General features: G+C 28.3%; 14 protein-coding genes and 2 pseudogenes. 10 read left to right on the top strand and 6 right to left on the bottom strand.

What is annotated here, in order from left to right:
- The 4 genes and pseudogenes from KQ44_RS05970 to KQ44_RS05955 form a co-directional block, all read right to left on the bottom strand.
- Positions 1-252: pseudogene (locus KQ44_RS05970) on the bottom strand (hypothetical protein); the annotation flags it as partial.
- 203 nt (positions 253-455) lie between these two features.
- Positions 456-2,018, bottom strand: coding sequence for an FGGY family carbohydrate kinase (locus KQ44_RS05965; protein WP_096736653.1), 1,563 nt, complete (start codon positions 2,016-2,018; stop codon positions 456-458).
- Between the two features lie 57 nt (positions 2,019-2,075).
- Positions 2,076-3,800, bottom strand: coding sequence for a DNA repair protein RecN (gene recN, locus KQ44_RS05960; RefSeq protein WP_096736652.1), 1,725 nt, complete (start codon positions 3,798-3,800; stop codon positions 2,076-2,078).
- Positions 3,800-4,669: an NAD(+)/NADH kinase gene (locus tag KQ44_RS05955; protein ID WP_096736651.1), complete on the bottom strand. Its 870-nt coding sequence runs from the start codon at positions 4,667-4,669 to the stop codon at positions 3,800-3,802. The genes recN and KQ44_RS05955 overlap by 1 nt, the downstream gene beginning before the upstream one ends.
- A gap of 106 nt (positions 4,670-4,775) precedes the next feature.
- On the opposite strand from KQ44_RS05955, the gene KQ44_RS05950 reads away from it, so the two are divergent.
- Complete coding sequence (locus KQ44_RS05950; protein WP_096736650.1) at positions 4,776-5,513, top strand: lysophospholipid acyltransferase family protein; 738 nt, start codon at positions 4,776-4,778, stop codon at positions 5,511-5,513.
- A gap of 643 nt (positions 5,514-6,156) precedes the next feature.
- On the opposite strand, the gene ald is transcribed toward KQ44_RS05950, so the two are convergent.
- Positions 6,157-7,269 (bottom strand): alanine dehydrogenase, encoded by a 1,113-nt coding sequence (ald, locus tag KQ44_RS05945; RefSeq protein ID WP_096736649.1) that lies wholly within the window; start codon positions 7,267-7,269, stop codon positions 6,157-6,159.
- A 326-nt stretch (positions 7,270-7,595) separates the two neighbouring features.
- Here ald and KQ44_RS05940 point away from each other — a divergent pair, with 326 nt between their 5' ends.
- Positions 7,596-9,068: a 4Fe-4S dicluster domain-containing protein gene (locus KQ44_RS05940; protein WP_096736648.1), complete on the top strand. Its 1,473-nt coding sequence runs from the start codon at positions 7,596-7,598 to the stop codon at positions 9,066-9,068.
- A 77-nt stretch (positions 9,069-9,145) separates the two neighbouring features.
- On the opposite strand, the gene KQ44_RS05935 is transcribed toward KQ44_RS05940, so the two are convergent.
- Positions 9,146-9,781 (bottom strand): ankyrin repeat domain-containing protein, encoded by a 636-nt coding sequence (locus KQ44_RS05935; protein WP_096736647.1) that lies wholly within the window; start codon positions 9,779-9,781, stop codon positions 9,146-9,148.
- Between the two features lie 288 nt (positions 9,782-10,069).
- On the opposite strand from KQ44_RS05935, the gene KQ44_RS05930 reads away from it, so the two are divergent.
- The 8 genes and pseudogenes from KQ44_RS05930 (at position 10,070) to KQ44_RS05895 (ending at position 20,611) form a co-directional block, all read left to right on the top strand.
- Positions 10,070-11,485: a fibronectin type III domain-containing protein gene (locus tag KQ44_RS05930; RefSeq protein WP_096736646.1), complete on the top strand. Its 1,416-nt coding sequence runs from the start codon at positions 10,070-10,072 to the stop codon at positions 11,483-11,485.
- A 19-nt stretch (positions 11,486-11,504) separates the two neighbouring features.
- Entirely contained in the window at positions 11,505-12,368 is an 864-nt protein-coding gene (locus tag KQ44_RS05925) for a tetratricopeptide repeat protein (RefSeq protein WP_096736645.1), read from the top strand.
- A 380-nt stretch (positions 12,369-12,748) separates the two neighbouring features.
- A complete protein-coding gene (locus KQ44_RS05920) occupies positions 12,749-14,575 on the top strand; it encodes a methyl-accepting chemotaxis protein (protein WP_096736644.1) in 1,827 nt (608 codons plus the stop codon).
- A gap of 132 nt (positions 14,576-14,707) precedes the next feature.
- Positions 14,708-14,959, top strand: a complete 252-nt coding sequence (locus KQ44_RS05915) for a TM1266 family iron-only hydrogenase system putative regulator (protein WP_096736643.1) — start codon at positions 14,708-14,710, stop codon at positions 14,957-14,959.
- A gap of 34 nt (positions 14,960-14,993) precedes the next feature.
- Positions 14,994-16,418: a [FeFe] hydrogenase H-cluster radical SAM maturase HydG gene (gene hydG / locus KQ44_RS05910; protein WP_096736642.1), complete on the top strand. Its 1,425-nt coding sequence runs from the start codon at positions 14,994-14,996 to the stop codon at positions 16,416-16,418.
- A gap of 718 nt (positions 16,419-17,136) precedes the next feature.
- Positions 17,137-18,181 (top strand): annotated as a pseudogene (gene aroF, locus KQ44_RS05905) (3-deoxy-7-phosphoheptulonate synthase).
- A 136-nt stretch (positions 18,182-18,317) separates the two neighbouring features.
- Entirely contained in the window at positions 18,318-19,319 is a 1,002-nt protein-coding gene (locus KQ44_RS05900; protein ID WP_096736640.1) for an NADP-dependent oxidoreductase, read from the top strand.
- A 185-nt stretch (positions 19,320-19,504) separates the two neighbouring features.
- Positions 19,505-20,611 (top strand): SpoIID/LytB domain-containing protein, encoded by a 1,107-nt coding sequence (locus KQ44_RS05895; protein WP_205676573.1) that lies wholly within the window; start codon positions 19,505-19,507, stop codon positions 20,609-20,611.
- Positions 20,612-20,659 lie beyond the last annotated feature (48 nt).

The following is a 20,659-nucleotide window of genomic DNA, read 5'->3' as shown; positions in this document are numbered from 1 at the left end:
ACCAATAAAAGAGAATAGTGTTTTATTTTTTATTTCTTTCTTGTAATTTTTAAAAATATTAGTATAAACTGTACGGGAATTAATAAACATAAATACTGAAAAGAAACTAAATAAATATACTGCATTAAATGTTGTTAAATTAAAGTTATTTATATTGAGTAATGCTGTTAAATTTATTAAAGCTGATATTAAAGAGATTATTAAATTAATTCTTCCCTTATATCTATAAATTGGAGATGCATATCTATTCATAATATATCCTTAAACATTAAAATAGTTTTGAAACAAGTCTATTACAAACACATACATTCATATTTAAATTATGATATTCTATTTATTTATCTCAAAAAATTAAGAAATACTTAAATGCAATATCTGCAATTACTATACCTTTATTTACAATATTATATATAGTAATTTTTTATGAATATCTATACAACTATCACAAAGCAAGATTATAACTGCTTAATAATATCTTCATATCTTTCTTTTAAAATTTTCATGTAATTATGATATTTATTTGCAAGCATCAAATCAGGCTCTATTACATTATTATCAATTAAAGAGTCTCTAATTTCATCTAAAGAAACTTGTTTTTTCAAAAGAAGTATAGCAGACAAAGCAGCACCTAAAGAAGCCCCAGCTGAAGGCAGTATTCTTATAGGAGATTCCCAAATATTTGCTATTATTTTTACTATTTCTTTATTTTTTGAACCTCCGCCTGTAACAGCAAGATCTATTTTATTATCATCTCTATTTTTATGAGTAAAATAGCTTAAATATATTTCTAATAATCCTAGAGAACTTAAAACTATACCCTTATAATCATCATCAAATGAAGGTTTTTCATAATATCTTTTTATAGGAAATGCCTTGCTTATAGGTGCTGATTCGTATTCTTTTTGCCACAGCATTATTGGGAGATTATCAGTATTTTTTTCTAAAGATTTTTCAGCTTCTTTGTATGTTCTATCATAAGAGTTCATAATTTCATCTAAAACTATGCCTCCGTTTGTTCTGCATAATATCATAAAAGGATTGTCTATACCATCATACATATTATTAGCAGCACCTGAATAATCTCTTGTGTTTTCATCTATATCAAGCATATAAACAAAACTCGTTCCTAATGATAATATATCGCCTTTATATAAAACTTTTGTCTGAGGATTATCTCCGCTTCCTATACCTACTATACATTCACTGTCAAAACCGTATCTTTCTATAAAGTATTCAGATATGTATCCTGCAAAACTAGAAGGAGCATCAATCTCTCCTAATTTTTGTTTTAAATCACTTGATATAGTGTTCAATAAAGTATCATTCCATTCTCTTTTATTATAGTCCATTAAACTTGTACCTGAAGCATTACCAAAATCGGCAGGTATATTATCTTTGGCAGTTAATATTGAGGCTATAAATGTATTCAATAAAAATATTTTGTATGTATTCTCTGATAAGCCTTTATTATGGTCAAAATAGTATTTTATAACAGCACCTGTAAATCTAAGCGGGGAATTTGAAGCTGTTATTTGTATCATTTTTTCTTTTCCGCCTGCCGCTTCTCTTAATTCATTGGCTTCTTTCTGTGTGCAGGAAGTTCTCCATATAGGGGTAGCATTATATGAATATGAATCTTTAAACATATCCATTAAAGTTTGATTTGCTGATGATTTATCTCTTAACTTCTCTAAATTATATTTATATTTTTCAGCTAAATAAACATGTCCATGCTGTTGTGCTGATATTTGTATTGCTTTTATATATTTTATACTGTATTTTTGTTTAAGTTCATCAAATGCTTTATTTAGTGCTGCTAAAAATATATTAGGGTCTTGTTCAGCTTTTCCTCTTACATTAGAATAAATTAAAAGGCTATTTTTATTCATAGATGTTTTTTTTATTTCTTCTAGTGAATTAAAAGCTATAGATATATTTAATTCATTTTTTTTAGTTTCATAATTTAAAATACTTAGACTTACACTTTGAGTGCTTAAATCTATTCCCAATGTATACATTTTTTACTTCCTGATATTTTATAAATTGATTGTATTATTTTTTATGATATGTATTATTTATATAATTTTTTTATTATTTTTAGCATGTTCTAATAGTTCTTCAGCATGCTTTATACTTGCTTCTGTAATTTCTTTTCCAGTTATCATTCTTGCTATTTCATTAACACGCATAGAATTATCTAGTTCTTCAATAGTAGAAGTTACAATATCTTCACCTTCATTTTTGGTAACTTTAAAATGATTATTAGCATATATTGCAATTTGTGCCAAATGAGTAACACTTAATACCTGTTTTCTTTTTGAAAGAGCAGCTATTTTTTCTCCTATTACTTCAGCTATTCTTCCTCCAACTCCGACATCTATCTCATCAAAAACGCATGTTTCACAGTAGTCACCTAAAGAAAGTACATTTTTTAATGAAAGCATTATTCTTGATATTTCACCTCCAGAAGCTATTTTTCTAAGAGGCTGATATATGCTCTGTTTATTTGGTGCTATTATAAACTCTATATTATCTATTCCGTTGGAATTAGCTTTTATGTTAGAGCCGTCAATATTTAGTATGCCTTCATCATCTTCATCTAAAGTTATTTCAACATCAAATTTTGTAGATGACATTCCTAAATCATTCATTTCGCTTTCTATTGCTTTTATAAATTCATCTTTTCTGTTATGTCTTATATCCGATATTTCTTTAGCAAGTATTGAAGTTTTTTCTCTTAAAGATTTTATTTCTTTTTTTAAATTTTCAATATCCTCTTCTGAGAAATTTAAAGACTCTAGTTTTTCTTTTGCATCTTTAGCATATGATATAATTTCTTTAATATTAGACCCATATTTCTTTTTAAGATTATTTATAAAGAAAAGCCTTTCATTAAGCATCTGGAGCTCTTCAGGGTCAAATTTTGTTTTGGATCTTATTTCTGTTAATACGCTTTTTATATCCTCAAGGTTTAATGTTATTCCTTCTATCTGCGAAGCAATATCCGAAAGTCTGCTGTCATATTTTGATACTGCCTGTAATGCTCCTATACTTCTTGTAAGTTTTGTATAAGCTCCAGATTCACTCCCAAATATATCTTTATTTATAGAAGAAAGCGATGAAGCTATGCTCTCAGCATTTGACATCATTGTTATATCGTTTTTTATATCTTCATCTTCATTGGGTTTTAATTTTGCTTTTTCTATTTCATCTATTGCATATTCTAAAAATGATTTTTCTTTTAGAATAGAGTTTTTATTTTGTGATATTTCATTATATTGTCTTATAAGTTTTGTTAACTTATAATAATGATTCTTATAATTTTCAAGTTTATCTTCTATATTTAAATAGCTGTCATAAAAATTAATATGATTTGCAGGATTAAAAAGCGACTGATGTTCATGCTGCCCATGAATATCAACTATTAAATCTCCAAGTTCTTTTAATTCAGCAACTTTTACCCCGACATTATTTATAAATGATTTACTTTTTCCGTCTTTAGTAATTTCTCTTTTTATAGTAAGTTCATCATTATTAATTTCTATATTCCATTCTTTTAATTTATTTTTTACTATTTCTGAAGATGACTGAAGTTTGAAGTTTCCAGTAACAATGAGTCTGTCTCCGTTAGAGCCTACCATTCTTATAGAGCCTTTTTCACCAGTAATAAGTTCTAAAGCACTGATTATAATACTTTTTCCAGCTCCAGTTTCTCCAGTAAGTACATTAAAACCGCTACTGAAATTAATTTTTAATTTATCTATCAAAACAAAATTTCTTATTTCAAGATACTTAAGCATTATCTGCCCCAATTAAGTTTATTTCTAAGTATATCATAAAACAGTCTGTTAGCACTTTGAAATATATAACAGCTTTTATCACTTATTTGTGCCTTTATTTTATCATAATTTTTAAATTGGCATATATCATATCCATCTATAATAACCATAGCTTTTAGAGATTTTTCTGTTAATTCTAATTCTATAGTATCATGTTTTGGAATAACAAGCGGTCTGAACGTAAGCGAATGCGGAGCTATAGGTACAAAAGATATGGCATCAATACTAGGCGACACTATAGGACCTCCAGCACTTAATGCATATGCAGTAGAGCCTGTAGGTGTAGCTATTACTACTCCGTCTGCTACTATTGAAGATATAAGTTTGCCTGATATCATAATATTAATATATATAGCCCTTCCAGAACATTTGCTAAGTACAAGTTCATTAACAGCTAAATATTCTTTAATAACTTTCTTATTAGAAGAATATAGACTTACAGATAATAAAGTTCTAGGCTCTATTTCATAAAGGGTTTTTTTTCCTTCAAAATATTCATTAAGTATCATATATGCTTCATTTGGAGGAATCTCTGATATAAAACCAAGTGTGCCGTTATATATTGGAAGTACAGAAATATCATATTTTATGGCTATTTTTAAAGCGGATAATAATGTACCGTCTCCGCCAATAGATATAAGCATTGATACATCTTTTAATTTTCTTATTGCTTTTTTGATATTCATATAAGTAGATATATCATAATCTATTATGATAGGTTCTATATTGTATTTTTTTAATATCTTTTTAATATTTTTTAGAATGCAAGCAGGATCACCCCTAAGCGTATTTACTATAATTCCTATTTGCTTTTTTGCTTTGTTGTTCATATTAATAATCAAAACTCAAAAAATAATTCATTTGATTATATCAAACTGTTTCCAATATATCAAGTTATATATTGATAATTTTTTATTTTTATAATAAACTATTGATATGATATTGTTTAGTTTAATTTATTTTTTGTTGGGATTTATCCATACATTATTATGCATTATTATAGCATTTCCTATTTATCCGTTTATACGTATATTTAGTAAAAAGAAAGCAAAATATTGGGTGCATTCAATGGCAAAAGTTTGGGGAAGAGGACTCATGAAAATGGCTTTTATCTCTTTTGATTTGGAGGGAAAAGAAAATTATAATCCTAATAAAACATATCTCCTCACTCCTAATCATCAAAGTTCATTTGATATATTTGCATGTTTTTCAATATTTAAAAAGTCATATGCTTTTGTTTCAAAAGATACTTATGGGAAAGTACCTTTAATAGGTTTTGGTATGTCGCTTGCCAATTATATATTTGTAAAAAGAGGTACTGTGGGTGCTGTAAAATCTATAGATGATATGGAAGACAGATTAAAAAATGGTACTAGTATAGTTATATATCCAGAAGGAAGCAGAAGTGTTGATGGAGAAATAAGAAAGCCTAAAAGAGGAATATTAAAAATAGCAGAGAGATGCCCTGATATAGAAATACTGCCTGTTGTTATATATGGAACTAGAGATATTATGAAAGCAAAGAGTATTAGAATTAATCCTTTTAGAAAAATAAAAGTAAGATTTTTAAAACCTTTCTATTTAAAAGATATAGAGGGAGATGATAATACCAAATTAAATTATTGGTATGAAATTATGGATAAGAATTATAATGAGCTTAAAAATAGAAAATAAACTATAAAAAATTATCTGTCCATTACTAGTTTATACTTGAACAATTTTATTTTGTCAATTGGTACATATTATATAGAATTATTAACCTTTTTGCCGCACAAAAAGTTTTTATCCTTGTATAGGTTTCATGAAAAATGCAATTGCTAGAACTTTATATTTTAAAAATATGCATTAAATGTATGATAATCTCTAAAATTTGGGTTAAAAATGCAGTTTTTTTGGTTATTTTATACCAATAAAAGAACTGGGGTGCTGCGTAGCACACAGCATGGTTGGCAAAGCCCTGCAAATATTTTAAATTTAAACAATTAATCTTTACAAATTGTAATTGTTTAGGTATATATGAATCGGTAATCAATTTTTATTAATAAATAATAATTTATAACTTTAAAAAAGTAAATCGCTACAAGAATAACTTATAGCGATTTTGGAGTTTTATGTACTTATAAAAAATTGATAATTTTCTTTTTTAATAAAGAGCTTTTAGTAAATTAAATAAACTATTATTTTTAGTAGTAATACTATATTAAATAAGTATTAAAGTCAATATATTTATATGCATTTTTTTATAATTTTAAATTAAAGCCGTAAAGCTGATTAAACTTTACGGCAATGGTGTAATAAAATTTTATTTTTAATTTGTTTAACTTGCTAATGCAGCTTTAGGATCTGTATATTCAATTCCAAATGCTTCAGCAACACCTTTAAATGTACATTTTCCATTATAAGTATTAAGTCCAGTAAGCAAAGTATTATTTGTTTTGCAAATTTCTTCTAATCCTTTTTCTGCAAGCATTATTCCATAATGAGTTGTAGAATTGGTAAGTGCTATAGTAGAAGTTCTTGCCACAGCCCCCGGCATATTGGCGACACAGTAATGAACAATATCATCTACTATAAATATAGGATCATCATGAGTAGTAGGGTGAGATGTTTCAAAGCATCCGCCTTGGTCAATAGCAACATCTACTATTACAGCCCCTTTTTTCATAATTTTTAAATGTTCTTTTCTTAATAGTTTAGGAGCTTTAGCACCCGGTATAAGTACGCTTCCAATTACAACATCAGCAGTTTTAAATAACTCTTCTAAAGTTGAAGGAGCACTAAAATATGTATTTATTCTCATATTGAATATTTGATCTATATACGATAGTCTTGCTACATTAATATCAGTAATAGATACATTAGCCCCAAATCCCATAGCTATCTGAGCTGCATTAAGACCTACAACACCAGCACCTAATATAACAACATTCGCTTTTTGAACACCCGGAACACCGCCTAATAATACACCTTCTCCTCCGAATTTCTTTTCCATATACTTAGCAGCTTCCTGAATAGATAACCTTCCAGCTATTCCGCTCATAGGAGCTAAACAAGGCAGCTGATTCATTTCATCTTTCATAGTTTCGTATGCTATTGATCTTATTTTTTTCTTTAAAAGCATTTCAGTTAAAGGTTTATCAGCAGCTAAATGCAGATATGTATATAATATTTGATTTTCTCTAAAATATTCATATTCTTCTTCTATAGGTTCTTTTACTTTAATAATCATATCTGCTTCAAATACTCTTTTTTTATCAGCTATTTCAGCACCAACTTTTTTATATTCTTCATCGCTAAATCCTGAACCTTCACCTGCACCTTTTTCCATAATTACTTTATTGCCATGCAGTATATAATCAGCAGCATTAGCTGGTGTTAATCCAACTCTGTACTCTTGATTTTTAATTTCTTTTGGGCATCCTATAAGCATATAAAAACTCCTTTAAAATTAAAATTACTTCATATAGAAGTATATTATATTATATATAAAATTCTATATATATACAATATAGTTATTTAATTATGGTTTGTCAAGAAATAAATTAGTTTTTTATTTAATTTAATATGTTTTTATTTTGTATTTTTGTTTGATTATTACATATTTAATATGAATACTATATACAATAAATTTTTGTACATAATTTGAATATTATACTTGAAAAAATTAAATTTCATATTATAATATATGATAATAAAAATGGTATTAGTTAATTTAATTTAATATCAAATCACTTAAAAATAATAGGAGAATATAAGGTGAATATTAATAATAATGCCTCTCAATTAAAAAAGGAAATTTTGGTAAAAATAGCATTAATGTTTATTGAAGACAGATTGATAGAGGATATAGATAGATTGCCTATAGAAATTATACCAAGAGATAGTAAATCTATAAGATGCTGTATACATAACGACAGGGAAATCATAAAAAATAGAATTATGGCTAGACTTGGAATAAGTGTTGAAGGTAAAGAAGACAGCGGAATACCATTATCTGAATATGCTAAATTAGCATTAGAGAGAGAAAAACCAACTTGGCCTATGCTTACAGTACTTGATGAGGCATGCAATGCTTGTGTTAGGGCAAATTTTATGGTTACTAATGCTTGTCAGGCTTGTTTAGCAAGACCTTGTATGATGAACTGTCCTAAAAATGCAATTACCATTTTAGATGAAAAAAGGGCACATATAGACAGCAGCAAATGTATAAACTGCGGATTATGTTTAAAAAATTGTCCTTATCATGCTATAATATATATACCTGTTCCTTGTGAGGAATCATGTCCTGTAGGAGCAATTAATAAAAATGAACAGGGTAAAGAAGTAATAGATTATCATAAATGTATATTCTGCGGAAATTGTATGAGAGAATGTCCTTTTAGTGCTATGATGGATAAGGGGCAGCTTTTAGATGTTTTAAAACATCTAAAAGAAGATAAAAAAGTTAATGTTATGTATGCTCCAGCCATAGCTTCACAATTTAATGCTAAACCAGGACAATTAAAAAGTGCTTTATTAAAAATAGGATTTAATAAAGTTTGGGAGGTAGCTTTGGGTGCTGATGTTACTTCTGACAGAGAGGCAGCTGAGTTTGAAGAGAGGATGGAGAGAGGAGATAAACTTATGACTACTTCCTGCTGTCCTGCTTATGTTAAAGCTGTTAGAAAACATGTACCTGAATTGATACCTTGTGTATCCGAAACTAAAACTCCTATGCATTATACTGCTGAAATGATGCATGCTGAAGATCCTGAGGCTGTTAATGTTTTTATAGGTCCTTGCCTCGCTAAGAGAAGAGAGAGCATAGATGATGATTTGGTAGATTATTGTTTATCTATGGAAGAGCTTGATGCTTTATTTATAGCTACTGGTACAGAAGTTGCTAAGGAGCCTGATTTGGATATAGAAACTGTTCCTACTGCTTCTGGAAGAAAATATGCCATGAGCGGCGGTGTAGCTGAAGCTGTTAAAATAAGATTAAAACACCCTGAAAAATTAAAATCTGCTGTTATTAACGGACTAGATAAAGAAGGTATGAAACAGCTTAAAGGATATGGTAAAGTTCAGTCGGGAGAAACCCCTGTTACCGCTGATACACCTAATCTTGTTGAGGTTATGGCTTGTAACGGAGGCTGTGTAGGAGGTCCTTGCGTAGTAAAAAATCCTAAAGCTGCTGCTGTTCAATTACAAAGATACGCTTCTACTGGTACTGAAGTTAAAAAAGACTAATAGTTTTGTTAAATAAATAAGTAATAATTAAAGGCAGGAGTTTAATACAATGGCTCTTGCCTTTTTTATGTATTTAATTATTCTGTCAATAATTTTTCTATATTTTTCAAATTTCTTTCTTTAGCATAGTATAAAGCATCATTTCCTTTACTGTCTTTTATGTTTTTGTCAGCATTATGCTCTAATAGAAGTTTTACTATTTCTACATAGTTAATAGTGTCTTTTCCAAATATTGCTATTTCAAGTAAAGCGGTTCTTGATAAGTTATCTGCATGATTAACATTTATATCAGTATTTTCAAGCAGAAATTTTACTGTTTCCCAATGTCCTTTTTCGCATGCCAGTGTTAAAGCATTTGCTCCATATATATTAACTACTTTAGTATCAGCATTAACATACATTATTTTTATTGTATTTATATATCCTTTCTCGCAGGCATATAAAAAAGGAGAATTAAATTTATTATCTTGTATATTAACATTTGCCCCATTATCAATAAAAAGTTTAGCCATTTTCATATCATTTTTATATATTGCTATCATTAATGGAGTTCTTTTCATATCATCTTGTATATTAACATTAATACCCATTTCTATATATTCCTGTACTGTTTTTATATCTCCACTATGTACAGCTGAAAAGAAACCTATTTTTATATCTGCAAATAATATTGCATTTGATATTAATAAACTGATAATAATTAACAATTTCATATTAAATCCTTAAATTGTAGTCTTTTTGCCAAGTCAAACAATATATTTTTATATTGCTAAAATAACATTACTATTAAAATAACTGAAAAATACTTCCAAATATAAAAATTATGATAACATATTTTAATTTTTTTTTATATTTAAAATATAGTATTTATTTTGATATATTTTTACAGTTAGTATAAATATATAGTTTTTAATAGACGTTTTTATTATATTTTTAATAATGGAATTAAAAAAATATCCGAATAATTATTAAAGAATTATAAAAATAATTAGGAATTGAAAGTGCGTTATATAGGCAGTTTTATAGCGTTTATTTTATTTTGTACAGTCAATCTAAATGCGGCTGTTATTAATGTTTTTTCTGATACAAATAATATTTATTACAGTTCAGTAGATAATATTACTAATAGTTTTGTATTAAATAATGGTAATTCAGATGAAGTATCAAATGATATGACATTGATATTTGAGAGAACTATTTTAGGGTCTTCATATTTTCATGGATTAAGCTACAGTTCAGATATAAAATATATAACTGGTGCTAATGGAGGAAAGGCTGTATTTTTTCCAAATATTAGGTCTTATGTAAAAATAGATCATTATTTAGATAGTTCTGATGATGTTTCTATGTCAAGTTTTACTTTTGAATTTTATTTAAATCCTTATAGAGTAAGAATGAATTCTAAAGTTCTTTCAAAAATGGCTATATATAATGATAATGGTGTTACAAAATATGCAGGTATAAGAGCAAATATTATTAATGGCAGATTAGTTTGGCAGTTTAATAATTTATTTTCTTATAATGGTCAGTATACAAATGTTACTTTATCAGGAGGAGAGTATTTAAAGGAAAATGAATGGAGACATCATAGTGTTAGTTTTGATGCTTCTACAGGAAAATTAGTAAAATATATAGACGGACTTGAAGAAGAAGTTATATATTTAACAAGTACAGGGGATAGAAACGGATCTCCTTATGTTGCTGAATTTGAAAATATCAAATTAGATCCGCTGTATTTGGGACAGGGTTTTATAGGAGGGTTAGATTCTTTCTATTTTACACCTGATTATAAACATGATTTTAATTTATATAGGTATTCATCAAATGGAGAAATAATAAGCAGAGTTATAGATTTTGAAGATAAAAATACATTTATAGACTCTATAAATTATACAGGAAGTTTTACGAATGGCTGCTATATAGACCTTTATTATAGAACTTCAGATTATTATTTTGCCCCAGATGATAATAATATAGCTTGGCAGTATTTAGATAATAATACTAATGCTATTACATCTAATGTAAGATATCTTCAGATAAGAGCTGTATTGAATAGTAATGCTGATAGAAATATAACTCCTATATTAAATAATGTTGATATTTTATACCATAAGGGAAGACTTCCGCAGACACCTGTTAATTTAACGGCAACAGCAGTTAATAATAATTCTGTTATGTTAAAATGGGATAGTGTTCATGAAGATGTTGCTGGCTATAAAATATATTACGGCACAAAGCCAGGAGTTTATAACGATGCTGAGTATACTCCTATACGGATAGGAAATCAGACTGAATACTATATAGAAGGACTTAATACAAATGAGGTTTATTATTTTACTATAACTGCTATAGGTGGAGAAGGCGGGAATATAGAGAGCGGTTTTTCTAAAGAAGTTTATGTCAGACCAGTTCATTAAAATAAAAAAGGAGATTAACGTGTCTACTAATACTAAAGCAATGAAATTAAGTAATCTTGCAGAGGAACTTTTAAAGAAAGGAGTAAATGAAGAAGCTATTGAGGCTTTAAAAAGAAGTATGAGATTAAGTACTTCTGAAGACATGAAGTCGTATTTACAGGTAGCAGTTTCCTTATTTGAAAACGGTGATTATGAACATGCTAAAATATTTTTAAACACTTTCTTAGAATATTGGATGGCAGCTGAAGCATATTTTATTTTGGGGGCTATTGCCAAAAAAGAATACAGACTTCAGGATGCTTTTGAACTTTATAGAAAAGGAATTACATTATATACTTCTCAGAATCTTGATCCTTATTATGAGTTTTTATCTTTATGTACTATGCTTAAGGAAGAGGACAAAGGATTAGAAGCTGCTAAAAATGTACTTAAAATTAATTCAAAAGACAGAGTTGCTTTAGTTTATATGGCTAATTACTTCTTTAGAAATGAACTTTATAAAGAAGCTATGAATTTTTATAAAATATTAGTAGATAATAATTTGGCTGACCATAATGATTATCATTATTATGGCGTATGTCTTCATGAAATTAAAGATTATAAAAGAGCTGAAAATATGTATTTGCAGGCTTTGGCTATGTATCCTGCTGATACGCCTGAAATTCTTGCTCTTAAAAACCTTAGAAGCAAAAGTTTGAGAGATAATTATCCTAATTTGGAAGAAAGCAAGGCTAAATATACTAAAAAAATAAAAGAAAATCCTGATTCTAGTTCTTATTTCCATTTAGGCAATATTGAATTTATCAATGGAAATTATGAAAAAGCTGCAGAGTTTTATTCTAAAGCTAAAGAAGTTTATGAAGAGAAAGTATGTGTATATTAAATAATACTTTATTTCTAAAATTATTTATAATAAAATCTTTTATTATAAATCTGAATTATATATCTTAACTCTATTATTTTACAAAATAATAGAATTACTGATATATAAATAATTATATTTTGTCAGAATAATTTAATTAATAAAATAATCATTAGTTTTGAAGCAAGTATAATATTAAGATTATTACCTATTTTTATTATACATTTCATATATTTGTTGTATATTTTACATATTCATTAATAAAACTTTTACAATTTCATAATTATATAAAATTAATTTACTTTATTGACACTTATATATAATTGTACTATACTAAATTTATAAATTTTACATTTATCATTCATTTAATACAAATTTAGTGTTTTATTTAGGAGTCTATTATGAAGAAAATCCATAGTTTATCTTTTAAACTTCCAGTTACTATTAGTGTAATGTCTATATTGATGTTATTATTTTTATTATCGGCTTCAGTATATTTTTCAAATAAAGGTATAACCGAAAGTACAAATACAGGATTTGAAAATACTGTTGAGGGTTATGCTAACTTATTTGATTCTATATTAAATGCTCAGGTAATGGTTAACAAATCATATACAAGCGGTGCTAATATTAAGAATTTCTTTTCAAATATGACAGCATATAGTAATAATGTTTATTTAGATATAACTTCATTTGTAGAAAATAATAATTTTATAGAAAATATCTCTATTATGGATACAAGAGGTGTAATAGTTTTTGATAGAAACTCACAATTAATAGGCAGAAATTTTATGGATTTAAGACCTACTATGATGAATAAATTATTAGCAGGTGAAGAAGTGGCATTTGGAGATGATATTGTTAAATCAGCTGCTACAGGAGATCTTACAATATCTTTAGGTGTTAGAATACTTGATTATAATGATCAATTAATAGGTTATTTAGTTTCTATTATAAAAATAATGTCTATATATGATACTTATTTTAGTAATGTACGATTAGGACAGTCTGGTAGAATAGTAACTGTTAATAATAAATCTGTAGTTATAATGGATACTGATCCTGCAGAAATAAATAAACAAGCCCCAAGTGAATATAATAATATAATGCAAGGTACATCTGTATCTGGAAAGTTAAGATATGGTGTAAGAGAAGGATTTTATAAAAAAATGACTGCTCAGCCTTGGATAGTCGCTTATGCTATGGATACTAAAGAGATATACGAAGTTAATAGATCTATTATTGTAATAAGTGTAATAATAGGCATTATATCCATGGTTATTATGACATTAGTAGTATTTTTATTTACTAGAAGCATAATAAAACCTCTTAATATTATAGTTGAGGAAGCCAAAGAGATAGAAAGCGGTAGACTTATTATGCATAGAAGAAAGTTGAATAGAAAAGATGAACTTGGAGAATTATCACATTCTTTCCATAATATGAAATATAAATTAATAGAAGTGATAGAAACCACTTTGAATAATGCTGATAAGATGTCTCATGCGGCTAATGCCCTTGCTTCTGGAAATAAGAATTTAGCTGCAAAAGCAGAAAATACAGCAGCCAACCTTGAAGAGACTGCGTCTTCTATGGAAGAAATATCTTCAGCAATATCTATGGCTACGAATAATTCTGTAAAAGGGAATAATATGATGAATAGCTGTAAAGAATCTATAGAGAATGCAGCTTCAGTAGTATCAGAAACGGTAAAAAGTATGAATGAAGTTAATAATGATAGTGAAAAAATTAAAGATATAATAAAAGTTATAGAAGGAATTGCTTTTCAGACTAATATTTTAGCACTTAATGCGGCTGTAGAGGCAGCACGTGCAGGAGATCAAGGTAAAGGTTTTGCTGTTGTAGCAAGCGAGGTTAGAAGTTTGGCACAAAATAGTCAGACTTCAGCAAAAGATATTACAGAATTGATTAATCAGGTATATGATAAAATTAATAAGGCTAATGAAATTGTAGAGAGTCAGGAACAATTATTTATAGGAATAAAAGAGCAAATAGAAAATACAGCAAATATTATAAAAGATATAAGTGCCGCTGCCGTAGAACAGCAGTCTGGAGTAGCTCAGGTTAATAAAGCAGTTATGGAAATGGATACTATTACTCAGGAAAATGCTGCTTTGGTGGAAGAGTCTACGGCTTCTTCTATATCGCTTTATAATGATGCTAAAGAACTGCAGAATGTTGTGAGCTTTTTCCATATAGAAAAATAATTATAAAAAATTAATAAAAGCTATTTACAAAATAATTCATAGTTTTATAATAAAATAGCCTAAATGAATAACTGTTAATGTTTATCATAAAGGAATATATTTTTTAATTATATTTATCTTTTTTGGTGGTTTATGGAAAATAATAGAATTGCTGTTATAGGTATAATAATTGAAGACACCAATGCTGCGGCAAAGGTGAATGAAATTCTTCATAGCTACAGTGATTTTGTTATAGGAAGAATGGGTATACCTTACAGAGAAGAAAATATAAATATTATAAGCATAGTATTAAATGCTCCTATCGATAAAATTAATAGTTTAACAGGCAGACTTGGCATGATTGAAGGTGTTTCTGCTAAAGCACTTTATGCAAGTAAAAAATAATTAACAGTTTAATTATAAAATAGGAGTATATTTTATGTCTTTAGAAACTTTATTCAAGTACGATTCAAAATCAAAAAATGCAAATGAGTTTATTAATGATGAAGAGATATTAAAAACAATATCCAAAGTAGAAAGCGGCGATTATAATATAAGAGAGATATTAGATAAAGCAAGTCTGATGAAAGGCCTTGAACCTTATGAAGCATTAGCTTTACTTCTTTGCAATGATAAAGATGCTGAAAATGAAATGTTTGAGATAGCAAAGAAAATTAAATTAGAGATATATGGTAAAAGAATAGTTTTATTTGCTCCGCTTTATTTATCAAATTATTGTATTAACGGATGCGTTTACTGTCCTTATCATGCTAAAAATAGCCATATAGCAAGAAAGCAATTGAGTCAAGATGAGATTAGAGCAGAAGTTACAGCATTACAGGATATGGGACATAAAAGACTTGCATTAGAAACTGGAGAAGACCCTGATTATGCTAGTATGGAATATTTACTTGAATCTATAAAAACAATATACAGCATTAAACATAAAAACGGAGCTATTAGAAGAGTTAATGTAAATATTGCTGCTACGACAGTTGAAAATTATAAAAAGCTAAAAGATGCAGGAATTGGTACTTATGTATTATTCCAAGAGACTTATCATAAACCTACTTATGAGAAAGTTCACCCAAGCGGACCTAAAAGCAATTATGAATATCATACTGAGGCAATGGACAGAGCTATGGAAGGCGGTATTGATGATGTAGGTATAGGTGTATTATTTGGGCTTTATGATTATAAATATGATTTTACTGCTATGCTTTATCATGCTAAACATTTAGAAGATACTTTCGGATGCGGACCTCACACTATAAGTGTTCCTAGGATAAGACCTGCTGATGATGTAGATGTTAAAAGTTTCCCTAATGCTATTGTTGATAGTTTATTCAAAAAAATAGTTGCTGTTTTAAGAATTGCTGTTCCTTATACTGGAATAATAGTTTCTACAAGAGAGAGCCAAAAATCAAGAGAAGAAGCATTAGAGGTTGGAGTTTCTCAAATAAGCGGAGGATCAAGAACTAGCGTAGGAGGATATGTTGAAGAGGAAGAGGAGAATTCAAAGCAGTTTGAAATATCTGATAACCGTTCTCTTGATGATATTATTAAATGGCTTTCTGATATAGGATATCTTCCTAGCTTTTGTACTGCTTGTTATAGGGAAGGAAGAACAGGAGACAGATTTATGGCTTTTGCTAAGAGTGGACAAATAAAAAATTTCTGTCAGGCCAATGCTATAATAACTTTAAAAGAATATGAAAACGATTATGCCAAAGACGAAACTAAAAAATCTATAGATAAAGTTATGGCAAATGAAATAGAGAGAGTACCTAATGAAAAGGTTAAAATGAAATTAGTAGATGCTTTAAAAGGCATAGATGAGGGAAGAAGAGATTTTAAATTTTAATTTGTATATTATCTAATTTTATATATTGGGATATAAATTATTGATTTAATTTTATGAGATATTTATTGCACCGAGCAGAAAAATGCTTTTATTTGCTCGGTGTATTTTATATACCTAAATAATTATAATAGACTTGTTTCAAAACTCAATTTATTAATACTTATAGCTTTTTAATTTCACATTTTTTAATTATAGCTTGGACTTCACAGTTGTGCGTACTTTTTTCCAACGCTCTGTGTACCGTAGTCAGAAAAAATCTATACTTGATACTAAATTTAGAAATTTATCCTGCATATAAAATATAATTTAGTATTATTTTACACTTGTACTTTTATGAAGCATATCTGAAGTATCGAAGTACGACCGCTACTAAAGGAAGTATGATTAGGTATGGTGTGAGGCTGGCTTCACCAAAAGTTGAATAAAAAAATTAACAAACTTAAAAATTTTCAGTATATTGTATAAGTCATGAAAATTATAAGTGCTTGACTTTTTATATTTTTTATATATAATTTCTTACTATGAAAGGTAATTTAATTTCACTTACTTTTAAAAGTATCTATGCTTATTACTTCTTCTACTATGGCGTTTAAGACGCCAGAGTATCTATTTTTCTAATTAAAACAAATTTATATATTTAAACTTTTTATCAATACTTAATTTTTATATTTTAGCTTATCGATTTTAAATTAATTATTTTATTTAAGGAGAATTTATTATGATAGTAGTAATGAAACCAAATACTAAAGAAGAACATATTAATAATATTATAGAAAGATTAAAAAATGCAGGTCTTGGCATCAATAAAAGTGTAGGAGTAGACTATACAGTAATAGGTATGGTTGGGGATACTTCAAAGATAGACAGAGATTTAATTTCATCTTTACCAGGAGTATCTAAAGTATTAAAAGTGCAGGAACCATTTAAAAGAGCAAATAGAGCATTCAAAAAAGAAGATACTGTAGTTGATGTAAGCGGTGTAAAGATAGGAGATGGCAAACCTACAATTATTGCAGGACCTTGTTCTGTTGAAAGCGAGGAGCAGGTTATTAATATAGCTAAAAGTGTAAAGGCTTCTGGTGCTTCTATACTTAGAGGCGGGGCTTTCAAACCTAGAACTTCCCCTTATGCATTTCAGGGGTTAGCTTTGGACGGACTTAAAATATTAAAACTTGCAAGAGAAGAGGTTGGAATACCTATTGTAAGTGAGATTGTATCTATAAGACATTTAGAAGATTTTGATAATACAGTGGACATGATTCAGATTGGGGCAAGAAACATGCAGAACTTTGAACTTTTAAAAGAAGTAGGAAAATTAAAAAAGCCTATACTCTTGAAAAGAGGTTTGTCAAACACTATAGAAGAATGGCTTATGAGTGCTGAGTATATACTTAATCAAGGCAATGAAAATGTTGTGTTATGTGAGAGAGGCATAAGAACATTTGAAACTTATACTAGAAATACATTTGATGTGAGTGCAATACCTGCAATAAAACGTTTAAGTCATTTGCCTGTTATAGGAGATCCTTCGCATGCCAGCGGAAAATCATGGATGGCTCTTCCCTTAACATTGGCAGCTATTTCTGCAGGTGCTGACGGTATGATTATAGAGGTGCATAATGATCCAGAGCATGCTTTATGTGATGGAGCACAATCTATAAAACCCGATGTATTTGATGATATTATGGAAAGTGTTAATATGATATCTGATACAGTTCAAAAAATAAAGAAAACATAACGGTAAAATTATACTAAATAATTAATTTATATAATTATTATTATCTTTTTTAAGAGATGAATATATTTTGTTCTGTTCATCTTTTTTATTTGAATAATATTTTATATTGATTTATATAAAATATATTATAAAATCTTTCAAATAAAAATTTAGGAGATATTATGAGATCAGCACAGATTGACAAATATTCAAAAGACATTGATATAAAAATTAGAGATATAGCAATACCAGATATAACTGATGATGAAGTATTGGTTAAAGTAAAGGCAGCTGCAGTAAACCCGCTTGAAATATTAATACTAACAGGCAGTGTAAGACTTATACAGGATTATAAAATGCCTCTTACATTAGGAAATGAATTTTCTGGTATAGTTGAAAAAATAGGTAAAAATGTAAAAGATTTTAATGTTGGCGATAAAGTTTATACTCGTATGCCTATACAAAAAATAGGTGCTTTTGCGGATTATGCTGCGGTAGAAAGTAAGTTTTTAGCCTCTATGCCTAATAATTGCAGTTTTATTGAATCGGCAGCAATACCTCTTACGGCACTTACAGCTTATCAGGCACTTAAAGAAGAATTAGAAGCCAAAGCAGGTGAAACTGTATTGATAACAGGAGGGTCTGGAAGTTTCGGAGAGATGGCAGTGCCTATTTTTAAATATTTCGGGCTTAATGTCATAATTTCTGGTAATGATAGATCTAAAGAGCATTTTATAAGTTTGGGTACTGATAAATATATTGATTACCGTAAAGAAAATTATTGGGAGTTAGTTTCAGGCGTTGATTATGTTATTGATACTCTTGGGGCAAAAGAGTTTGATAAAGAGTTATCTGTTTTAAAGAAAGGCGGACGTATATTGAGTTTAAGAACAAGTCCTAATAAAAAATTTGCTGAAGTTCATCAATTTCCTTTCTTAAAAAGAAGTTTATTTTCTTTGGCAGGTTCTAAATATGATAAAAAAGCTATGAAAGAAGGAAAAGAGTATAGATTTATGTTTGTAAGAGCTGACGGCAGAGAGCTTAAAGAAATTACAAGAATAGTAGAAGATAAAAATATAAAGCCTAAAATATTCTCTAAAGTATTTAATATTGAAGATACAAAAGAAGCTATTCAAACTATGTCTAAAGGCGGTATTGAAGGTAAGATCATCATATCTATGTGATTATTTTTTAATAAAAAATTAAATAACTTGCATGCAGTATAATTTGAGAAAACTATATGAAATTATATTGTAAAGCAAGTTTTTAAATAGCCGATAATTTTAACGAATAATTTTATTTACAGCAAGGAGGCGTTAAAATTATGGGAGTCAAAAAGTATTTCTTTTTATTGCTAGTATTATTGGCAATGAATAGTATATATGCATTTGCAAATCAAAATATTATCAGAGTACAATTAACAGATGTAAAAGCTCCATATACTATTAATATCAAAGGTCCTTATAAAGCGTACAATTACAAATATGAAAGCGAAATAATATCAGCTTTAACTAATGAAACTGTAATGGTTGTAGAAAACAGATTAGGTTTAAAAGTTAATGAAGTAGGTGTTTATAAAGAAGGAATAGTATTTGAAACACAAGACGGATTTACTTTAAACGGAAAAGAATATTATGGTTCTTTAATGTTTATTCCATATAATGATACCATGATAGTGGTTAATGAGCTTAATATTGAAGACTATGTTAAAGGTGTTTTACCTCATGAGATGTCTCCAGATTGGCCTATGGAAGCATTAAAAGCTCAGGCAGTTGCAGCCCGCACTTATGCAATGTATCATATATTAAAAAATGCTAATAAACTTCCTTTTGATGTTGATAATACTACAAAATATCAGGTTTATAATGGCAAAGAAAAAATGAGCTGGTCTGTAGAACAGGCTGTTGACAGAACAAGATATGAGATTGCCGTTTATAAAGGTAAAGTTATAGCTACATATTTCAGTGCTTTATGCGGCGGACATACTGATAGTGCTGAAAATGTATTCGGTGTTGCTGTGCCTTATTTGGAAGGTGTTTCTTGCCCTTACTGCAATGCTCAGATTAAACCTTGGACTAATGCTTTAAGCTATAATGAACTTAATGATGATTTAGCTAATTATTCTGTACATGCAAGCGAAAAATCTTCTATTGGTATTAGCACTGATCCTAAATCTGGAAAGGCTACTAATATAAAAATAGATGATAGCGATATTACTTCAAGAGATTTTAGAAGTACGCTTTCTCCTAAATTGGTACCATCACTTAATTTTACTATTAAAAAAGTAGACAATGGTATAATAATCACTGGTAAAGGAAGTGGACATGGTGTAGGTATGTGCCAATGGGGTGCTTACGGTATGGCTCAGGTTAAAAAAGATTATAAAGAGATTTTAAAGTTCTATTATAATGGTATTGATATTGTTGATTATAATAGAGTTAATAAAGAATTTGAACCTGATGTTTGGGGAAAATAAAACTTTATAGCTAGATAAAAATTAAAGGCTTGTATTAATGAATTTTAA

Source organism: Brachyspira sp. G79 (assembly GCF_002379365.1).
Taxonomy (GTDB): domain Bacteria; phylum Spirochaetota; class Brachyspiria; order Brachyspirales; family Brachyspiraceae; genus Brachyspira.
This window is presented reverse-complemented; position numbering and strand designations above follow the sequence as displayed.

What these genes read in the sequence shown, in the direction of transcription:
- KQ44_RS05965 (WP_096736653.1), bottom strand. Translation starts at nt 2,018, where the DNA reads ATGTATACATTGGGAATAGATTTAAGCACTCAAAGTGTAAGTCTAAGT.
- recN (WP_096736652.1), bottom strand. Translation starts at nt 3,800, where the DNA reads ATGCTTAAGTATCTTGAAATAAGAAATTTTGTTTTGATAGATAAATTA.
- KQ44_RS05955 (WP_096736651.1), bottom strand. Translation starts at nt 4,669, where the DNA reads ATGAACAACAAAGCAAAAAAGCAAATAGGAATTATAGTAAATACGCTT.
- KQ44_RS05950 (WP_096736650.1), top strand. Translation starts at nt 4,776, where the DNA reads ATGATATTGTTTAGTTTAATTTATTTTTTGTTGGGATTTATCCATACA.
- ald (WP_096736649.1), bottom strand. Translation starts at nt 7,269, where the DNA reads ATGCTTATAGGATGCCCAAAAGAAATTAAAAATCAAGAGTACAGAGTT.
- KQ44_RS05935 (WP_096736647.1), bottom strand. Translation starts at nt 9,781, where the DNA reads ATGAAATTGTTAATTATTATCAGTTTATTAATATCAAATGCAATATTA.
- KQ44_RS05920 (WP_096736644.1), top strand. Translation starts at nt 12,749, where the DNA reads ATGAAGAAAATCCATAGTTTATCTTTTAAACTTCCAGTTACTATTAGT.
- KQ44_RS05915 (WP_096736643.1), top strand. Translation starts at nt 14,708, where the DNA reads ATGGAAAATAATAGAATTGCTGTTATAGGTATAATAATTGAAGACACC.
- hydG (WP_096736642.1), top strand. Translation starts at nt 14,994, where the DNA reads ATGTCTTTAGAAACTTTATTCAAGTACGATTCAAAATCAAAAAATGCA.
- KQ44_RS05900 (WP_096736640.1), top strand. Translation starts at nt 18,318, where the DNA reads ATGAGATCAGCACAGATTGACAAATATTCAAAAGACATTGATATAAAA.
- KQ44_RS05895 (WP_205676573.1), top strand. Translation starts at nt 19,505, where the DNA reads ATGAATAGTATATATGCATTTGCAAATCAAAATATTATCAGAGTACAA.